Origin of the sequence: Gilliamella sp. W8123 (assembly GCF_016101085.1) — a bacterium.
GTDB lineage: Bacteria > Pseudomonadota > Gammaproteobacteria > Enterobacterales > Orbaceae > Gilliamella > Gilliamella apis.
Map to the genome: position 1 here is coordinate 151,841 of NZ_JACFRE010000006.1, position 16,530 is coordinate 168,370.

Below are 16,530 nucleotides of genomic sequence, written 5' to 3' on the forward strand. Positions count from 1 at the left end.
TAAAATATGATAAATATTCATGAGATTAGGAGTAAACAGAATATCAAATCGTTATTTGCAAGCGTACCACAATCACTTTTAATCGCCGATAGGCAAAGCGATCCACGCAATGCTTATACAGATAACGCATTACAAGCTAATTCGATAGCAATCAATATTGGTTGCTTGTTTTTTTTCGTTGTTAAACCGAAGCCTGAACTGATTAGTTATATTTCACAAAGATATTCTAAGGATGATACTAACATTGTTTCAATTAAAATTTATGATTAATAATAATTATTATGCAATCTAATCAATCTTTTCGCTTATTTATTGCCGAAAAGCCCAGCTTAGCTAGGGCTATTGCTGATGTTTTGCCGAAACCTCATCAAAAAGGGAATGGATTTATAAAAGCCAGTAATGGTGATGTTGTTAGTTGGTGTATTGGCCATTTATTAGAACAAGCCACACCTGAAGTATATGATGAACGATATAAAAAATGGGCAATTGATGATTTGCCTATAGTGCCTGATAAATGGATATTGATGCCTAAAAGTAGTACTGAAAAGCAATTCAATATTTTAGTGGATTTGATTAAATCTGCAGATCAGATTGTTCATGCTGGTGACCCAGATCGCGAAGGGCAGTTATTGGTGGACGAAGTGCTAAACTATTGTCAGCTAACACCAGAAAAACGTAAAACTATTCAGCGTTGCTTGATTAGTGATTTAAATGCCAGTGCTGTTGAAAAGTCACTTGAACAGTTACGTAGTAACCAAGACTTTATTCCTTTGTCTACTTCGGCATTAGCTCGAGCGAGGGCTGATTGGCTGTATGGCATGAATATGAGCCGAGTTTGTACTCTGGTCGGTCAACGTAATGGTTATCGAGGCGTTTTATCTATTGGCCGAGTTCAAACACCTATTTTAGGCTTAGTCGTTAGACGTGATTTAGAGATAACGCAATTTGTTCCTAAACCATTCTATGAAGTATTTGCTATATTACAAACCAAACATAACGAAATATTTAAAGCCAAATGGCAACCAAGTGAAGCTTGTGCACCTTATCAGGATGAAGAAGGTCGTGTCTTGGTTAAAGGGTTGGCTGAAAATGTTTGCCAACGAATAAAAAATCAGTCGGGCATCATTGATAAAGTCAGCAACAAAAAGAAAGAATTAGCACCACCAATGCCGTTTAATTTATCAGCTCTACAAATTGAAATGGCAAAAAGGAATGGTTTAAGTGCGCAAGAAGTGCTTGATATCTGCCAATCTTTATATGAAAAACATAAATTAATTACTTATCCTCGTTCCGATTGTCGTTTTTTACCAGAAGAACATTTAAAACAGATTAATGGTGTAAAAGCTGCCATCGAAAACAATTGTTCAGAACTGCAAACTGCGATTAATGATGCTGATTTCACTTTACGTTCTAAAGCGTGGAATGATAAAAAAGTTGAAGCACACCATGCCATTATTCCAACTTTACGTAAAACCAAAATGGATAATTTATCGACTAACGAGAAAGCAGTATATCAAGTGATAGCAACACAATATTTGGCACAATTTTATCCTGTTTATAAATATGCCGAATTACAAATAGATGTTGATATTGGTGGTGGTAAGTTCACTTCTAAAGCCAATCAAATGTTAGATGAAGGTTGGAAAGTTCTATTTAGAAGTAAAAATTATCAAGCCGATAGTGATAAAGATAGTGATGAGAACAATGGTTTATTAACCAAATTAGTTAAAAAAGGCGAATTAGTACAATGTATTGATACAGAGTTACTTAGTAAAGAAACACAACCGCCACGACCTTTTACCGATGCAACTTTACTTTCAGCAATGACGGGTATAGCAAGATTTGTTAAAGACCCTGAGATAAAAAAAATCTTACGCGAAACTGATGGGTTGGGCACTGAAGCGACACGAGCAGGAATAATTGAACTTTTATTCAAACGGCAATTTTTGACCAGACAAGGTAAATCAATACGTTCAACACCAATTGGTCAGAATTTAATTCTATCATTACCCGAAAGTGTCTCAATGCCAGATATGACTGCACATTGGGAGTTACAACTAGAAGAAATTAGTAAAAAGGAGTTTAGCTATCAGCAGTTTATGTATCAATTAAATTCATCTTTGCTGAGTCTAGTTGAACAACTAAAACATTCACGATTGAAAATTCAATCTGCATCCCCAAATATGAAAAAAGGATAATCGATAATATCGCAATTATTGATTATCCTTTTAGTTGATAAATCTAAACAATTTTAGTTACTCTGTTGATTCTTCATTTACAACTTCTTGTGAAACGATAGACTCATTTAGTTCCTGATTTTCAGCAAGTATATTCGTAAATTCTTGATTTGCTCTGTTTAAAAAATCACTATCCTTCAAAATTAATCGATAAGTATTTAATCTTTTTAATGGTCCTTTAGCAAATTGACTAACTATAAAAATCATAATAAAAATTGTTAATAGAGAAATAATCACATTAATAATCCAAGCTGATTTAAAGATAGTATGCAAATTGGTTATTAACATAATAAATGTAAACAGACAAACAGCAGCACTTAAAATTACCTCTTTAATTAAAAAAGGTTTTAGTAGCGTAATTCGATTTTGTTTGATAGCAAAATATTGAGTGAATTGATTTAATTGTAATAGTTCAATAATGTTATGTTTATCTGCATTAACCAATGAGATAGCAATTCTCTCTTTATTAATATTACCTGATTTATAGAAGCAGACTTTTTCCCAAATTAGTTTCTTCTTAATGTTATTTAAATAATCTTTTTGATAATTTGGTTGTGGTGTTTTTTCTAAAATATCTGCATATTTAATAATATTGTCAAAGTAGTTTTTTGGCGTGTTTTTTTTATAAATAAAGCCAACAAAAGAGAGTGTAAAAATAAGAAATAAATTAAACCAATTATCTTGTAATAGTTGTGTAAGATCCATTCAGATTAACCAATGTTGATGACAATTGGGCAATTGTAACTGATATTATATAAAACAGGTATTAATTCTATACAATATTTTCTAATAACGGCATTATTAGTGCTGTTTTTAGGCAGTTATAAGTCTAATTTTACATATTATGTTGACTTCTCAAATTTAAAAGCGTATAAAGTGCTCGCCTTTGAGCTTTTCTTACTTTTTTAATTATAAGGTGGTTAAAAATGATGGTTAAGAAAAGTTGAAATACAAAGTGATGAGTTCAATTTACAGGAGAAATATGGACACTCAATCGGGTCACCCCAAAATGTGGGGAGATAAATTAAAACACATCATTATCGGTTAATGAACCTGTCTAAATAGTAATTTTTTCAGTTCACGAGCCGAAATTGATAAAAACGGTAACGGTGAACGATATGCAATTTTCTACACGCTATCACACAAACTCAAAACATCATTGTGCTCATAAAGTACTTTTACGAGTATTGTATCTTACTGATAAACATTTAGAGCCACCTAGTTGTATCTAATTCTTAATTAAATTTATTTTTCAATAATTTTATTTCGTGCCAAGCATTAGCTTTATTGGCTACTTATTGCTTTGCATTTAAATTTTGGTCAATTAAAACTTATTAATGCCTTGTTATGTTTAACTAAGGAATAGGTTTCTTTTGTCTAAAAAATATAGATAGGTACCAACTATGATTAAAAACAAATTTAAAGTAAAGACAGAAAATACTTTAACTATAAAAGCACTTGAGGAAGCTCAAAACAGTCTAGATAACATTTTATCTAAATTTCAATCAAGCCTTTCTGGTTTAACCCAAGAAAATGCCAAATCAAGATTGGAACAATATGGTAAAAATGAAGTAGCTCGGGAAAAAGTTCCTTCGGCTTTTGTTCAGTTGTTACTAGCATTCAAAAATCCATTTATTTTTGTCTTGTTGACATTAGCTATAGTTAGTTTTGTGACTGACTATTGGTTACCACTACAAAGTGGTGAAGAGACTGATCTAACAGGCATTATTATCATTTTAACCATGGTAACATTAAGTGGCTTACTCCGTTTTTGGCAGGAGTTTCGCTCAAATAGAGCTGCTGAGGCACTCAAATCGATGATTCGAACCACAGCTACAGTTCTACGTCGGCCAAATAAAAATATGCCAGCTGAACATATCGAAGTGCCTCTAAGTGATATTGTCCCCGGTGATATTGTATTGTTATCTGCCGGCGATATGATTCCAGCGGATATTCGTTTAATCGAATCAAGAGATCTATTTGTCAGCCAAGCAGTATTAACCGGTGAATCAATTCCAGTTGAGAAATACGATACTTTAGGTGCGGTATCGCAAAAAACAACTGAAGAGATCAATCCGGCCGATATTGATAAAGATAATGTTCTTGATGTCAATAATATCTGTTTTATGGGTACCAATGTAGTTAGTGGCACTGCAAAAGCGATTGTAGTAGCAACTGGTGCAGATACACATTTTGGTTCGTTAGCAAAATCCATTGTGGGTTCCAGAGCCGAAACTTCCTTTGATCGCGGCGTAAATAGCGTGAGTTGGTTATTGATTCGCTTCATGTTAGTAATGGTTCCGATTGTATTACTAATAAATGGTTTTACTAAAGGTGATTGGGGAGAAGCTGTTTTATTTGCATTAGCTGTAGCGGTTGGTTTAACGCCAGAAATGTTACCGATGATTGTTAGTGCCAATCTTGCCAAAGGTGCGGTAGGAATGGCAAAACGCAAAGTAGTGGTTAAACGGTTAAACGCAATACAAAATTTTGGTGCGATGGATATTTTATGTACTGATAAAACCGGTACCTTAACCCAAGATAAAATTATTTTAGAACATCACTTAGACATTAACGGTCAAGTTGATCCATCTGTGTTACAACTTGCATGGCTCAATAGTTACTATCAAAGCGGAATGAAAAACTTGATGGATAAAGCAATCATCCGTTTTGCTGAAGAAAAAACCAGTGTTAAAAAAGTCGGCGTTGGTCTTTATCGTAAGATAGATGAATTACCGTTTGATTTTGTTCGTCGTCGTTTATCTGTAGTTGTGCAAGGCAATGATGATAATCACTTAATGATCTGTAAAGGTGCCGTTGAAGAAATGTTATCTATTTCGGATTTCGTTTATGAAAATGGTGAATATTTACCACTAGATGAAAAACGAAAACAAGCATTAATTGAACTGGCTCATAACTATAATAAAGACGGTTTTAGAGTATTAGCTGTTGGCGTCAAAGAGATTTCAGCGGCACAAACTAAAACGCAATACAATGTCCAAGATGAAAAAGCATTGGCTATTCGTGGTTTCTTAACCTTCTTAGATCCACCAAAAGAGAGTGCTTATGAGGCTATTTCAGCATTAAGTGAACATGGTGTTGCGGTTAAAGTTTTAACTGGTGACAACGAAATTATCACTATTAAAGTGTGTCGTGAAGTTGGCTTAGAGCCTGGTATTCCTTTATTAGGTACTGAAATTGAAACAATGGATGATGCAGAGCTAAAAGTAGAAATTGAACAACGCACTATTTTTGCTAAGTTAACTCCGTTACAAAAATCTCGCATAATTCGATTATTACAAGATAACGGTCATACAGTTGGTTTTTTAGGCGATGGTATTAATGATGCTCCAGCGTTACGCGATGCCGATGTTGGTATTTCGGTGGATACCGCAACGGATATTGCTAAAGAATCAGCCGATATTATTTTGCTGGAAAAAAGCTTAATGGTATTAGAAGAGGGAGTAATATGTGGTCGTGAAACCTTTGGTAATATCATGAAATACCTTAATATGACGGCAAGTTCTAATTTTGGTAATATCTTCTCTGTATTAGTGGCAAGCGCGTTTTTACCGTTTTTACCAATGCTTGCGATTCATTTGCTTATCCAAAATTTATTATATGATATTTCACAACTATCATTACCTTGGGATAAAATGGATGAAGAGTTTTTACAAAAACCACGTAAATGGGATGCACCAAATATTGGACGCTTTATGATCTGGATCGGCCCAACCTCTTCCATTTTTGACATAACAACTTATGCATTAATGTGGTTTGTCTTTGGTGCTAATAGTGTAGCAGCTGAATCGCTGTTCCATTCAGGTTGGTTTATCGAAGGATTGTTATCCCAAACCTTAGTGGTACATATGCTAAGAACACAAAAAATTCCATTTATTCAAAGCACAGCAGCATTCCCAGTGATTGTTATGACAATGCTAATAATGGCGGTAGGAATTTATATTCCATTCTCACCAATTGGCAGCTTAATTGGTCTACAACCATTACCATGGTCCTATTTCCCATGGTTGGTTGCAACATTATTGAGTTACTGTGTTGTTGCCCAAATAATGAAAAAGATTTACATCAAACGCTTTGGACAATGGTTCTAAAATAATAATCTTGATGTAAGTTATGCTTACATCATTAACTAAAAAATGTATAAATATCGAACTATTATGTTATAGTAATGACATCATTGAAAAAGCGATTAAATATTATTATTAATAAACTAATATTTATACATTTAATCAGCATCTTTAAAATATTTTAAGGAGCATTCATTTAACAATAACAACAAGAGGAGTGAAAAATGAAAACCCCACACAAAAATTTAATTACACTAATCAAAAACCGTAAATTGAAAAAAGCACAAGAACAAGTAAATAAACAATAACCGGTAGATTGGTGAAAAAAAATAAATTGAGATAAACCCCATAATTTGGGGTTTTTTTATAGCTTAAAGTAGAATTAATCAAGATTATTATTTTGAAATATCAGGCTGTTGCTTTTTTCAAAACTTCATAAATTTGGTCTTTTAATTTTAATTTTTGCTTTTTCAAACTTTCAATTGTTTCAGATGTATCAACGGCAATACCCGCTTCAATATTTTTAATTTTTTGGTCAAGTTGATTGTGTTCTTCAAATAGTTTTTGAAAATGTAAATCAGTGTTTTTTAACTTAGAGATTAAATCACGATATTCTGGAAACATACTGCCCCCTTACAAGATGAGTTAAAATAATAACAATAGCAGTTATTACTATTTCAGCTTACAATATTCTTGATTGTTTTAATAGCAATTTTTGAACGGGAGATGTTTATGAGTGAAAAGATCGTTATTGCAAAAAGTGAAGGTAATGATTTATACATCCTTGCATCGTTGGCAAATCGCCATGGTTTAATAACTGGTGCGACAGGTACCGGTAAAACTGTAACCCTACAAAAGATAGCAGAAAATTTTTCGCAAATTGGTGTACCGGTTTTTCTTGCTGATGTTAAAGGTGACTTGACTGGCTTAGGAGAAAAAGGGGTACTATCTGACAAATTACAATCACGATTGGCAAATATAGGCGTAACTGATTGGCGCCCTGATTCATCACCTTTAGCGTTATGGGATGTTTTTGCTGAAAAAGGGATCCCAGTTCGTAGTACGGTTTCCGATATTGGTCCTATTTTATTGGCTAGATTATTAAATTTGAATGATGTTCAATCAGGCGTTTTACAACTTGTATTTAAAATAGCGGATGATAACGGTCTGTTATTGCTTGATTTTAAAGATTTACGCACCTTAATAAAGTTTATTGGTGATAATGCCAATAAATTTACCACGCAATATGGCAATATTAGTGCCTCATCAATCGGTGCAATACAACGAGGATTATTATCTCTTGAACAGCAAGGTGCCGAATTCTTCTTAGGCGAACCTATGTTAGATATTAATGATTTACTACAAGTTAATGAACAAGGTCGTGGCATTATTAATATTTTATCAGCAGATAAACTCTATAATTCGCCTAAACTATATTCAGTATTTTTATTATGGTTGTTATCTGAATTGTTTGAGCATCTACCAGAAGTTGGCGATCTTGATAAACCGAAGCTAGTATTCTTTTTTGATGAAGCTCATTTATTATTTAATGATATTTCTCCAGCTTTATTAGAAAAAATCGAGCAAGTTGTTCGTCTTATTCGCTCTAAAGGTGTTGGTATTTATTTTGCTACACAAAGTCCAACCGATATTCCTGAAACTATTCTCGGCCAACTAGGTAATCGCGTTCAACATGCATTACGAGCTTTTACACCAAAGGATCAAAAAGCGGTTAAAGTAGCAGCGCAAACCATGCGTGCCAATCCAAACTTTGATACAGAAAAAGCGATAATGGAGCTTGGAGTTGGTGAGGCATTAATTTCATTTTTAGATGAAAAAGGGCGTCCTAATGTAGTACAAAGAGGGATGGTAATTGCCCCTGAATCGAAAATGGGAACCATGGCTTTAGAAGAGCAATTAGCAATAATTCATCAATCCCGCTTTTATTCTAAATATTCAAACACTATAGATCGTGAATCAGCTTATGAAAAACTTAAACGAGGTTTTACTATCAATACATTAAATGACCAAAATCCAGCAGAAAGCAATTCAACACCAAGCTCTACAAATCAAAACGAGCACGGTGGTGTAATGGATTTTTTAAGTTCAATTTTTTTTGGCAGGACAGGATCAAAAGGTGGACAACATGACGGGATAGTTCAATCCGTTGCCAAAAGTGCAACTAGACAAGTGGTTAATCAAATAGGCAGACAAATTACTCGAGGAATATTGGGTGGTTTTAAAAAGTAAGCTTAATTAACAACAAATAAACTAATAAAACAATAAGGAGTAATAGATGTTAAAATTGTTTATTGAATGGTACAAAAAACGCTTTAGCGATCCTCATGTGGTATCGTTACTGTTTGTTATCATTGTGTTATTTTTTATCATCTATTTCTTCAATAAAATTTTACTGCCTATCTTAATTGCTATTGTTTTATCTTATTTACTCGATAGACCGGTTAATTATTTGCAACGCAAAAAGGTTCCTCATACATTAGCCGTCGTGATTGTACTGTTACTATTTATGTTTGTCGGATTAACCGCCATTATGATTTTATTACCTTTAATTTGGCAACAAAGTGTTAGCTTAATCACTAATATTCCTAATATGTTGAATTTTGCAAATAAATTTATTACATCTTTACCAGAACACTATCCTGAATTAATTGATGTTGGTCTATTCGATTCAATAATTCAGAGTATAACCAGTAGAGTTGTGCAAACAGGCAATTCACTATTACAGTTTTCAATTAGTTCTTTATTTAGTTTAGTATCAGTCGCCATTAATGCAGTATTAGTGCCAATTATTATGTTCTTCTTATTGAAAGATAAAGCGAAAATATGGGGTTACTGTTCTAAGGCATTACCGAAGAATCGTACCATATTAAATAAAGTCGCCTCTGAAATGGATATGCAAATTTCCAACTATATAGTCGGTAATGTTTTACATATTGTTATATTAAGTATCTGTGTTTATATCCCATTTTGGTATTTTGGTTTAGATTATGGTTTACTATTAGCTGTTTTAGTTGGGCTTTCCGTACTGATCCCTTATATTGGTATTATTATCTCTAGTATTCCGGTGGTGTTAATCGCACTCTTCCAATGGGGCTTCACGGCACAATTTGGTTATTTAATTTTCTTCTATATTCTAATTCAAGCCCTTGATGGTAATTTATTAGTTCCCTATCTGTTTTCGGAAAAACTCAATCTTCATCCATTGGTGATTATTGTTGCTGTCATTATATTTGGAGGTTTATGGGGATTTTGGGGGGTATTTTTTGCCATACCGCTTGCGACATTAGTTAAAGCCATTATTAATGCATGGCCAAATCTTGAAGAGATAAATAATATAAAAAGCGAAAAAAAAGCCGATTAATTAAATAATCGGCTTTAGTTAAAAATTAACAATGGTTTTTAAGATAATCTAAAACCACGGTATGATGATTGGCGGTTTTGAAATCATCGAAAACTTTTTCGATCTTGCCATCTTTACCAATCAAGAAACTTATGCGATGAATTCCGTCATAAGTTTTCCCCATAAATTCTTTTTCACCCCAAACGCCAAAAGCGTCACAAGTTTTATGATCTTCATCGGAAAGTAGGGTAAAATTTAATAATTCTTTATCAACAAAACGTGATAATTTTTCTGGTTTATCTGTACTAATACCAATAACAACTACATTATATTTTTTAAAATCGTCAGCACTATCACGTAAATTACACGCTTGTACTGTACAACCTGGTGTCATAGCTTTTGGGTAAAAATAGAGCAAAATTCGCTGACCTTCAAAATCATTGGAACTTACTAGTTCACCATCTTGGTCAGGTAGAGAAAATTGAGGTGCTTCTTCACCTTCTTTTATCGGATTAACCATAAATTTATTACCTATGTTTTAGTTTAAAATTTTAATCGCTATGGGTATAAATTACTTTATTTTATCAACTTAACTTAAATTTTTAAAAAAATGACTAGCTACATCAATCGTATGATTGATTTCTTTATCTGTGTGCCTAAGTGACATGAAACCTGCTTCGAAAGCGGATGGTGCAAAATAAACACCTTCAGCGAGCATATGATGATAGAATTTTTTGAATAATTCAATATCACAATTCATAACATCTTTATAACTGCTCACTTCTACAGCATTTGTAAAGAAAAAACCAAACATAGCTCCGGCATGATTGACAATAAAAGGAACATTAAAACGTTTTGCAGCAGATAACAGGCCATTAACTAAGTAAGAAGTTTTCTCTTCTAATTCCTGATAAATACCAACATCCATTAATTTTTTCAAAGTAGTATAACCGGCCGCCATTGCAACTGGATTACCAGAAAGTGTACCTGCCTGATAAATTGGGCCAGTTGGTGCTAATTTTTGCATTATTTCCGAACGACCACCAAAAGCGCCTACAGGCATTCCGCCTCCAATGATTTTACCTAAACAAGTTAAATCTGGGACAACGCCATAGTATTCTTGAGCACCACCTAAAGCAACTCTAAAACCTGTCATTACTTCATCAATAATAAGTAATGCACCATAATTATCGCATAAGCTTCTTAGTCCTTGTAAAAACGCTTTTTTAGCTGGTACACAATTCATATTACCAGCAACTGGTTCAATAATTATTGCCGCTATCTCGTTGGGATACAGCTCAAATTGTTTTTTGACGGACTCTAAATCGTTATAATCGCAAACTAAAGTGTTTTTAACAAAATCTTCAGGAACACCAGGTGAAGTAGGGTGACCAAAAGTTAGTGCTCCTGAACCAGCCTTAACTAATAAATAATCCGCATGACCATGATAACAGCCCTCAAATTTAATAATTTTGTCACGGCCGGTATAACCTCGAGCAAGGCGAATAGCACTCATGGTTGCTTCAGTACCTGAATTTACCATACGCAACATCTCAATAGATGGCATCAGTTCTGTCACCAGATTAGCCATTTTAGTTTCAATCTCAGTTGGTGCACCATAACTTAATCCATTACGTACCGCATTAATAACCGCATCGGCAACATCAGGGTCATTATGACCTAAAATCATCGGCCCCCACGATAAAACATAATCAACATAAGCTTTTTGATCAACATCATAAATATAAGCACCATCAGCCCTTTCGATAAATAATGGCGTACCACCAACGCCATTAAAGGCTCGTACAGGTGAGTTAACGCCACCAGGCATAAAAGCTAATGCTTCACGGTAAAGTTTTTCAGATTTAAATGTATGCATAATCGAGATTATCTCTATAGGTAAGGGTAAGGTAGTGGTATTTATTCACAAAATTAAGTTAAATTCAAGCTAGCTAACGCAAATTTATCTAATCGACGTTTTCGCTTTGTATTTTCTTTTTTCATGGGTATATAATATAACAGTAATAAAAGTAGGAGAATAAAATGAGCGATGCGTTACCAATTAACTTTACTGATGCGGCAGCAAATAAAGTTAAATCTTTAGTAACAGAAGAAGAAAATCCGAATCTAAAATTGAGAGTCTATATAACTGGTGGTGGTTGTAGTGGCTTTCAGTATGGTTTCACATTTGATGAAAAAGTAAATGAAGACGATCTCGCTATTGAAAAAAATGGTGTATCTTTGATTATTGACCCAATGAGCCTGCAATATTTAGTTGGTGGTACCATAGATTATATTGAAGGTTTACAAGGTTCACGGTTTGTCGTTGATAATCCGAATGCAACTACTACTTGTGGTTGTGGTTCTTCTTTTAGTGTTTAATTTAAGTCAGATTATTAATCAAAATTTTGATTTTTAATCCTAGAAAAACTGAATTTTAAGGGAATTGATTAAAAATTCCCTTAAATGTGACAAACATTGAGCAATTAGACAATTATTTTAAATTTTCTATTGACGTAAAAATTAAGATCGGTAAAATGCACAGCATCCAAAACGCAGTTACCTTTCGGAACTAAGTTTTGCGCCCGGGTGGTGAAATCGGTAGACACAAGGGATTTAAAATCCCTCGGCCTTTTTGGCCGTGCGAGTTCAAGTCTCGCCCCGGGCACCATTTAAAACACTTCTCATGCGGGAATAGCTCAGTTGGTAGAGCGCAACCTTGCCAAGGTTGAGGTCGCGAGTTCGAACCTCGTTTCCCGCTCCAATTTCAAATATCAAAAGATTCAATAATAAAGAAATAATCCGATTATTTTATCTAATATTTTCCTCTAAAAGATTATCAACATATTGTTAATTCTATAATATTGGTGTGAATAGTTTCGATTCTACAATCATATTGGACTAGTAATTCTCAATTTTTGCTTATATTTAAACATAAAAAGTTCTCTAACAAGGCAATTCTATTATTTTAATATCCTCTATGAACGTTAGTTATTCTGTCATTATTCGGCAATTAATCTCCTCTAAGTTCAAGATGAACAATCAATATCAAGCTCAATCTAGATAAATTTGACTGACTTGACCTTTTGTTTGTAGCAATAAAATTCTTAGTCAGCATCTCCGATTATCTATTTTTTATTTTTACGAGTCACATTTTGTTTTTTATTTGTTTTTTCTCAACAAAAAGTAATCCCAATAATCATTGTCTAATATCAAGGCCTTCGTATAATCAAATTGAAATGGATTTTGTAAAAGGAGAAAACCTTTGTTAACTAAACTTATCAAAGCTTCTTATATTCAACTTGATATTGAAGCTAGTAGCTTTGAGGAAGCAATAGAATTAGCGATGTCACCATTAGTTATTGATGAAGCTGTTACGACAGATTACGTCGATAAAGTTATCTCTATATTAAGAGAAATTGGTCCTTATATTGTCATTACCAAAAATATTGCTATCCCTCATGCTCCATCGGATTCTGGCGCTAAAAAACTTGCTATAGGATTTACCAGACTGAAGAACGCTATCGTTTCAGGAAATTCAGCCAATGACCCAGTCAAGTTTTTGTTCAGCTTAAGTTCACCCACGGGAGATGATCATTTATCCGCATTATCAGAATTAGCATCTTTGTTTAGTGATGAGAAATTTTTGGCTTTTATACAAGATGTGAAAAAACCGCACGATTTTATAGATTTTTTAGAAAACTTTGAAAGGAGTATAGAAAATGATTAAAGCATTAGTTGCCTGCCGTGCAGGAGTTGGGTCAAGTTTAATGTTAAAAATTAAATTGAATGAAGTCATCAAAGAAAATGCCTTTCCAATTGCCCTTGAACACTCTTCATTAGATGGTGTTCCTGGATTTAATGGTAAATATATCATTACGTTACCTGATGTTGCCGAAGATTTAGAAAAGAAAAATCTTCCACAACGTATTATCGGAATCAAAAATATTATGGATAAAAATGAAATAAAAGAAAAATTAGAGCTTGCTCTTAAAGAAGATGGATTAATTTAATTTATAAGAGGTCTAAAATGGATTTTATAATTAGTTTTCTTAGCACTCCAGCTGTTTTACTCGGCGTAGTTGCGTTTGTTGGCTTATTAGCCCAAAAGAAACAGTTGGTAGAAGTTTTTACTGGCACATTTAAAACAACCATTGGTTTTTTAATTTTTAGTGCTGGTGGAGCTCTTATGACAGGTGCTCTACAAAATTTTAATAAATTATTTCAAGAAGGTTTCCATATTGTTGGTATCGTTGCATCACCAGAAGCAGCTGCTGGTATGGCGCAAACAGAATATGCTTTAGTGACTTCTGTTACGCTAATATTAGGTTTTGCAATGAATTTAGTTTTTGCCAGAATCACTCCATTTAAAAATATCTTCTTCACCACTGGTCATAGTCTATTCTTTGCTTGTGTATTATCACTAATCCTAAAATCTTATGGTTTATCTAATACTGCAGCAATTTTAATCGGTGGAACGATTTTAGGTTTCGCTTCAAGTGCATTGCCACAATTATGTCAACCATTTATGCGAAGAATTACTGGCAGTGATGTGCAAGCAATCGGTCATTTTAATATGTTCGGATATGCACTTTCTGGTTTATTAGGTAAGGTATTTAGCAAATATAGCGACAAAACAACAGAAGATATTCATTTCCCTAAATGGTTATCTTTCTTCCGCGATTTTTTAATGGGTGTTGCAGTTGTTATGCTCGTCTTGTTCTATATTTCGGCATTTAAAGCTGGTGAAACCTTTACTCAAGGATTAGCTGGTAAAGTACATTGGTTAGTATTTCCTTTCATTCAAGCATTTACTTTTACTGCAGGAATGTCAATTTTAATGACTGGTGTAAGAATGTTCTTAGCAGAAATCACCTCTGCATTCGTCTCTATTTCTGAAAAATTCATTCCAAACTCACGTCCTGCGTTGGATGTCCCAACTGTATTTCCTTTTGCGCCAACTGCTGTAATTATCGGTTTCCTTTGTTCTTATGCTGCTGGTTTAGTTGGTGTAACCATAATGGTTGCATTGGATTTTCCAGTTGTCATTATTCCTGCTGCTCATATCTGTTTCTTCTCTGGTGGTACCGCAGGTGTATTTGGTAATTCAACAGGTGGCTGGCGTGGCGCTATGTTAGGTTCTTTTGTGGTTGGACTCTTGTTAGCCTTTTTACCTACCGTTTTATATCCGATATTTGGCAATATGGGAATAGAAGGCTCAACCTTCCCAAATATTGACTACAACGTTGTGGGTATTTTATTGGAAAAAATACTTCATTTCACCATGTAATGTATGAGGGTTTGATTAAAGATGATTTGAAAAGTAATCATCTTTTTCAAACCATTGCGTAAGTAGAGGAATTGTATGTTAGAAAAATATATTGATTGTATCAAATCGGAATTGTCAGAATATATTAAATATATTGGTGAAGAAAATTTAAATAAAGCAAAGGATTTAATTATCAGCAAAAAAAATGAAGGCAGTCGGGTACATGTCACAGGAATCGGTAAACCTTCTTATGTTGCTCATTATATTGCTTCATTATTCTCATCAATAGGAATACCTGCTTATTTTTTAGATGGAACTGAAACTATTCATGGTTCGGCAGGGCAAGTTTTACCTGGTGATATCGTGATTGCGATTTCCAATAGTGGTGAAACTGAAGAGTTAAAAAAAGCAATTTGTACTTTGCAAAAACTAGGTACAAAAATTATCGGTGTTGCTGGGAATAACAATTCTTGGTTAGCGCAGCATTGTGACATATTTTTATTTGCTGGAGTAAAACAAGAAGGGGACAACTTAAATAAACCTCCTCGAATATCAATACTTGCTGAAGTCATTATTTTGCAGTGTTTATCAATAAAACTTCAAGAATCCGTAGGTCTAACCGAAAATATGTATTATCAATGGCATCCAGGTGGCAGTTTAGGTGCTTCTATAAGAGGAGGAAAAGTATGTTAAATGGAATTATAACTGCAATGGTTACACCATTCGAATCCTCTGGAAATATTGATATTAAAGCAACAGAAATTTTAATTGAAAAATTAATTGCAAATGGTGTTCAAGGTATTTTTGTATTAGGAACCAATGGCGAATTTCATGTCATAGAAAATGATATGAAAATTAAATTTGCTAAAAAAGTTGTAGAAATAGTGGCTAAAAGAGTTCCGGTTTATGCTGGCGCTGGTGGTAATTCTACTGACGAAGTCATTAAACTGGGTAAACAAATGATAGCTGTCGGGGTGGATGCGTTATCGGTAATTACGCCGTACTTTGTTTCATTGAAAGAAAATGAATTATATAATCATTATCAAATGATTGCCGAAAACCTTGCTATTCCAATAGTGCTTTATAATATACCTAAAAATACCGGAATTAATTTATCCTTTGAGCTAGTTTCTAAACTGTCTAAAATCAGTAATATCATTGGTATAAAAGATAGTAGTGGCGATATTAATAATATTGCTGGCTATATAGATAATACATCTCGAAATGAGTTTTCGGTTCTTTCTGGTTCTGACTCCCTTATTCTTAAAGCATTGAAAATAGGTGCTACTGGTGCTATTTCAGCTACATCTAATTTACTAACCACCAACAATGTTGAAATATATAAGCAATTTATTGCCGGTAATTTAGATAAAGCTGAACAATGGCAACAATCTCTTGAAGAATTTCGCCGGATTTTAAAATATGCTTCCATTCCTTCTGTTCTTAAACAAAGTTTATCTTTAACTGGTATTGAAGTTGGCCTACCTAGATTACCTGTTTTACCTGTCACGAATCCAAATGATAACCAAGACATAGTCAATACGATAAAGAACTATTATCACTTATAAATAGAGC

General features: G+C 33.7%; 15 protein-coding genes and 2 tRNA genes. 13 read left to right on the top strand and 4 right to left on the bottom strand.

Annotated features, from left to right (window positions below; genetic code table 11):
* The first annotated feature begins 6 nt into the window (after window positions 1-6).
* Together H3T56_RS09020 and H3T56_RS09025 are read left to right on the top strand one after the other, a co-directional pair.
* Complete coding sequence (locus tag H3T56_RS09020; protein ID WP_198192715.1) at window positions 7-270, top strand: hypothetical protein; 264 nt, start codon at window positions 7-9, stop codon at window positions 268-270.
* Between the two features lie 11 nt (window positions 271-281).
* Window positions 282-2,198: a DNA topoisomerase III gene (locus tag H3T56_RS09025; RefSeq protein ID WP_198192716.1), complete on the top strand. Its 1,917-nt coding sequence runs from the start codon at window positions 282-284 to the stop codon at window positions 2,196-2,198.
* A gap of 57 nt (window positions 2,199-2,255) precedes the next feature.
* Here H3T56_RS09025 and H3T56_RS09030 read toward each other — a convergent pair whose 3' ends face one another.
* Entirely contained in the window at window positions 2,256-2,942 is a 687-nt protein-coding gene (locus H3T56_RS09030; RefSeq protein WP_086319955.1) for a hypothetical protein, read from the bottom strand.
* Window positions 2,943-3,640: 698 nt separating this feature from the next.
* On the opposite strand from H3T56_RS09030, the gene mgtA reads away from it, so the two are divergent.
* On the top strand, window positions 3,641-6,349 hold the full coding sequence (gene mgtA / locus H3T56_RS09035) for a magnesium-translocating P-type ATPase (protein WP_198192720.1): 2,709 nt from the start codon (window positions 3,641-3,643) through the stop codon (window positions 6,347-6,349).
* Window positions 6,350-6,733: 384 nt separating this feature from the next.
* On the opposite strand, the gene H3T56_RS09040 is transcribed toward mgtA, so the two are convergent.
* Window positions 6,734-6,949 (bottom strand): YdcH family protein, encoded by a 216-nt coding sequence (locus tag H3T56_RS09040; RefSeq protein ID WP_034903410.1) that lies wholly within the window; start codon window positions 6,947-6,949, stop codon window positions 6,734-6,736.
* 108 nt (window positions 6,950-7,057) lie between these two features.
* Between H3T56_RS09040 and H3T56_RS09045 the strand changes: the two genes are divergently transcribed.
* Together H3T56_RS09045 and H3T56_RS09050 are read left to right on the top strand one after the other, a co-directional pair.
* A complete protein-coding gene (locus H3T56_RS09045; protein WP_198192722.1) occupies window positions 7,058-8,575 on the top strand; it encodes a helicase HerA-like C-terminal domain-containing protein in 1,518 nt (505 codons plus the stop codon).
* 46 nt (window positions 8,576-8,621) lie between these two features.
* A complete protein-coding gene (locus tag H3T56_RS09050; RefSeq protein WP_034903404.1) occupies window positions 8,622-9,707 on the top strand; it encodes an AI-2E family transporter in 1,086 nt (361 codons plus the stop codon).
* 25 nt (window positions 9,708-9,732) lie between these two features.
* Here the strand turns inward: H3T56_RS09050 and bcp are convergent, their stop codons facing one another.
* Window positions 9,733-10,206: a thioredoxin-dependent thiol peroxidase gene (gene bcp / locus H3T56_RS09055; RefSeq protein WP_065578054.1), complete on the bottom strand. Its 474-nt coding sequence runs from the start codon at window positions 10,204-10,206 to the stop codon at window positions 9,733-9,735.
* Between the two features lie 69 nt (window positions 10,207-10,275).
* Window positions 10,276-11,565 carry a glutamate-1-semialdehyde 2,1-aminomutase gene (gene hemL / locus H3T56_RS09060; RefSeq protein ID WP_065651931.1) on the bottom strand — a complete coding sequence of 430 codons (1,290 nt, stop codon included), beginning with the start codon at window positions 11,563-11,565 and terminating at the stop codon, window positions 10,276-10,278.
* Between the two features lie 164 nt (window positions 11,566-11,729).
* Here hemL and erpA point away from each other — a divergent pair, with 164 nt between their 5' ends.
* The 8 genes from erpA to dapA all read left to right on the top strand — a co-directional run bounded on the left by erpA (window position 11,730) and on the right by dapA (window position 16,523).
* On the top strand, window positions 11,730-12,068 hold the full coding sequence (gene erpA, locus H3T56_RS09065) for an iron-sulfur cluster insertion protein ErpA (protein WP_034903395.1): 339 nt from the start codon (window positions 11,730-11,732) through the stop codon (window positions 12,066-12,068).
* Window positions 12,069-12,269: 201 nt separating this feature from the next.
* Window positions 12,270-12,357, top strand: a tRNA-Leu gene (locus H3T56_RS09070).
* A gap of 17 nt (window positions 12,358-12,374) precedes the next feature.
* A tRNA-Gly gene (locus H3T56_RS09075) sits at window positions 12,375-12,450 on the top strand.
* Between the two features lie 501 nt (window positions 12,451-12,951).
* Entirely contained in the window at window positions 12,952-13,416 is a 465-nt protein-coding gene (locus tag H3T56_RS09080; protein ID WP_065578056.1) for a PTS sugar transporter subunit IIA, read from the top strand.
* A complete protein-coding gene (locus tag H3T56_RS09085; protein ID WP_065578057.1) occupies window positions 13,409-13,699 on the top strand; it encodes a PTS sugar transporter subunit IIB in 291 nt (96 codons plus the stop codon). Before H3T56_RS09080 ends, H3T56_RS09085 begins: the two co-directional genes overlap by 8 nt.
* Before the next feature lie 17 nt (window positions 13,700-13,716).
* A complete protein-coding gene (locus tag H3T56_RS09090; RefSeq protein ID WP_065578058.1) occupies window positions 13,717-14,976 on the top strand; it encodes a PTS ascorbate transporter subunit IIC in 1,260 nt (419 codons plus the stop codon).
* A 75-nt stretch (window positions 14,977-15,051) separates the two neighbouring features.
* The gene (locus H3T56_RS09095; RefSeq protein WP_086362265.1) at window positions 15,052-15,648 is read left to right on the top strand and encodes an SIS domain-containing protein; all 597 of its coding nucleotides are present in this window, start codon (window positions 15,052-15,054) and stop codon (window positions 15,646-15,648) included.
* Entirely contained in the window at window positions 15,642-16,523 is an 882-nt protein-coding gene (gene dapA / locus H3T56_RS09100) for a 4-hydroxy-tetrahydrodipicolinate synthase (protein ID WP_198192724.1), read from the top strand. Before H3T56_RS09095 ends, dapA begins: the two co-directional genes overlap by 7 nt.
* The last annotated feature ends 7 nt before the right edge of the window (window positions 16,524-16,530 follow it).

Bases quoted from the DNA above. Each gene is read 5' to 3' on its own strand.
- H3T56_RS09020 (WP_198192715.1), top strand. From the start codon at position 7: ATGATAAATATTCATGAGATTAGGAGTAAACAGAATATCAAATCGTTA.
- H3T56_RS09025 (WP_198192716.1), top strand. From the start codon at position 282: ATGCAATCTAATCAATCTTTTCGCTTATTTATTGCCGAAAAGCCCAGC.
- H3T56_RS09030 (WP_086319955.1), bottom strand. From the start codon at position 2,942: ATGGATCTTACACAACTATTACAAGATAATTGGTTTAATTTATTTCTT.
- mgtA (WP_198192720.1), top strand. From the start codon at position 3,641: ATGATTAAAAACAAATTTAAAGTAAAGACAGAAAATACTTTAACTATA.
- H3T56_RS09040 (WP_034903410.1), bottom strand. From the start codon at position 6,949: ATGTTTCCAGAATATCGTGATTTAATCTCTAAGTTAAAAAACACTGAT.
- H3T56_RS09045 (WP_198192722.1), top strand. From the start codon at position 7,058: ATGAGTGAAAAGATCGTTATTGCAAAAAGTGAAGGTAATGATTTATAC.
- H3T56_RS09050 (WP_034903404.1), top strand. From the start codon at position 8,622: ATGTTAAAATTGTTTATTGAATGGTACAAAAAACGCTTTAGCGATCCT.
- bcp (WP_065578054.1), bottom strand. From the start codon at position 10,206: ATGGTTAATCCGATAAAAGAAGGTGAAGAAGCACCTCAATTTTCTCTA.
- hemL (WP_065651931.1), bottom strand. From the start codon at position 11,565: ATGCATACATTTAAATCTGAAAAACTTTACCGTGAAGCATTAGCTTTT.
- erpA (WP_034903395.1), top strand. From the start codon at position 11,730: ATGAGCGATGCGTTACCAATTAACTTTACTGATGCGGCAGCAAATAAA.
- H3T56_RS09085 (WP_065578057.1), top strand. From the start codon at position 13,409: ATGATTAAAGCATTAGTTGCCTGCCGTGCAGGAGTTGGGTCAAGTTTA.
- H3T56_RS09090 (WP_065578058.1), top strand. From the start codon at position 13,717: ATGGATTTTATAATTAGTTTTCTTAGCACTCCAGCTGTTTTACTCGGC.
- H3T56_RS09095 (WP_086362265.1), top strand. From the start codon at position 15,052: ATGTTAGAAAAATATATTGATTGTATCAAATCGGAATTGTCAGAATAT.
- dapA (WP_198192724.1), top strand. From the start codon at position 15,642: ATGTTAAATGGAATTATAACTGCAATGGTTACACCATTCGAATCCTCT.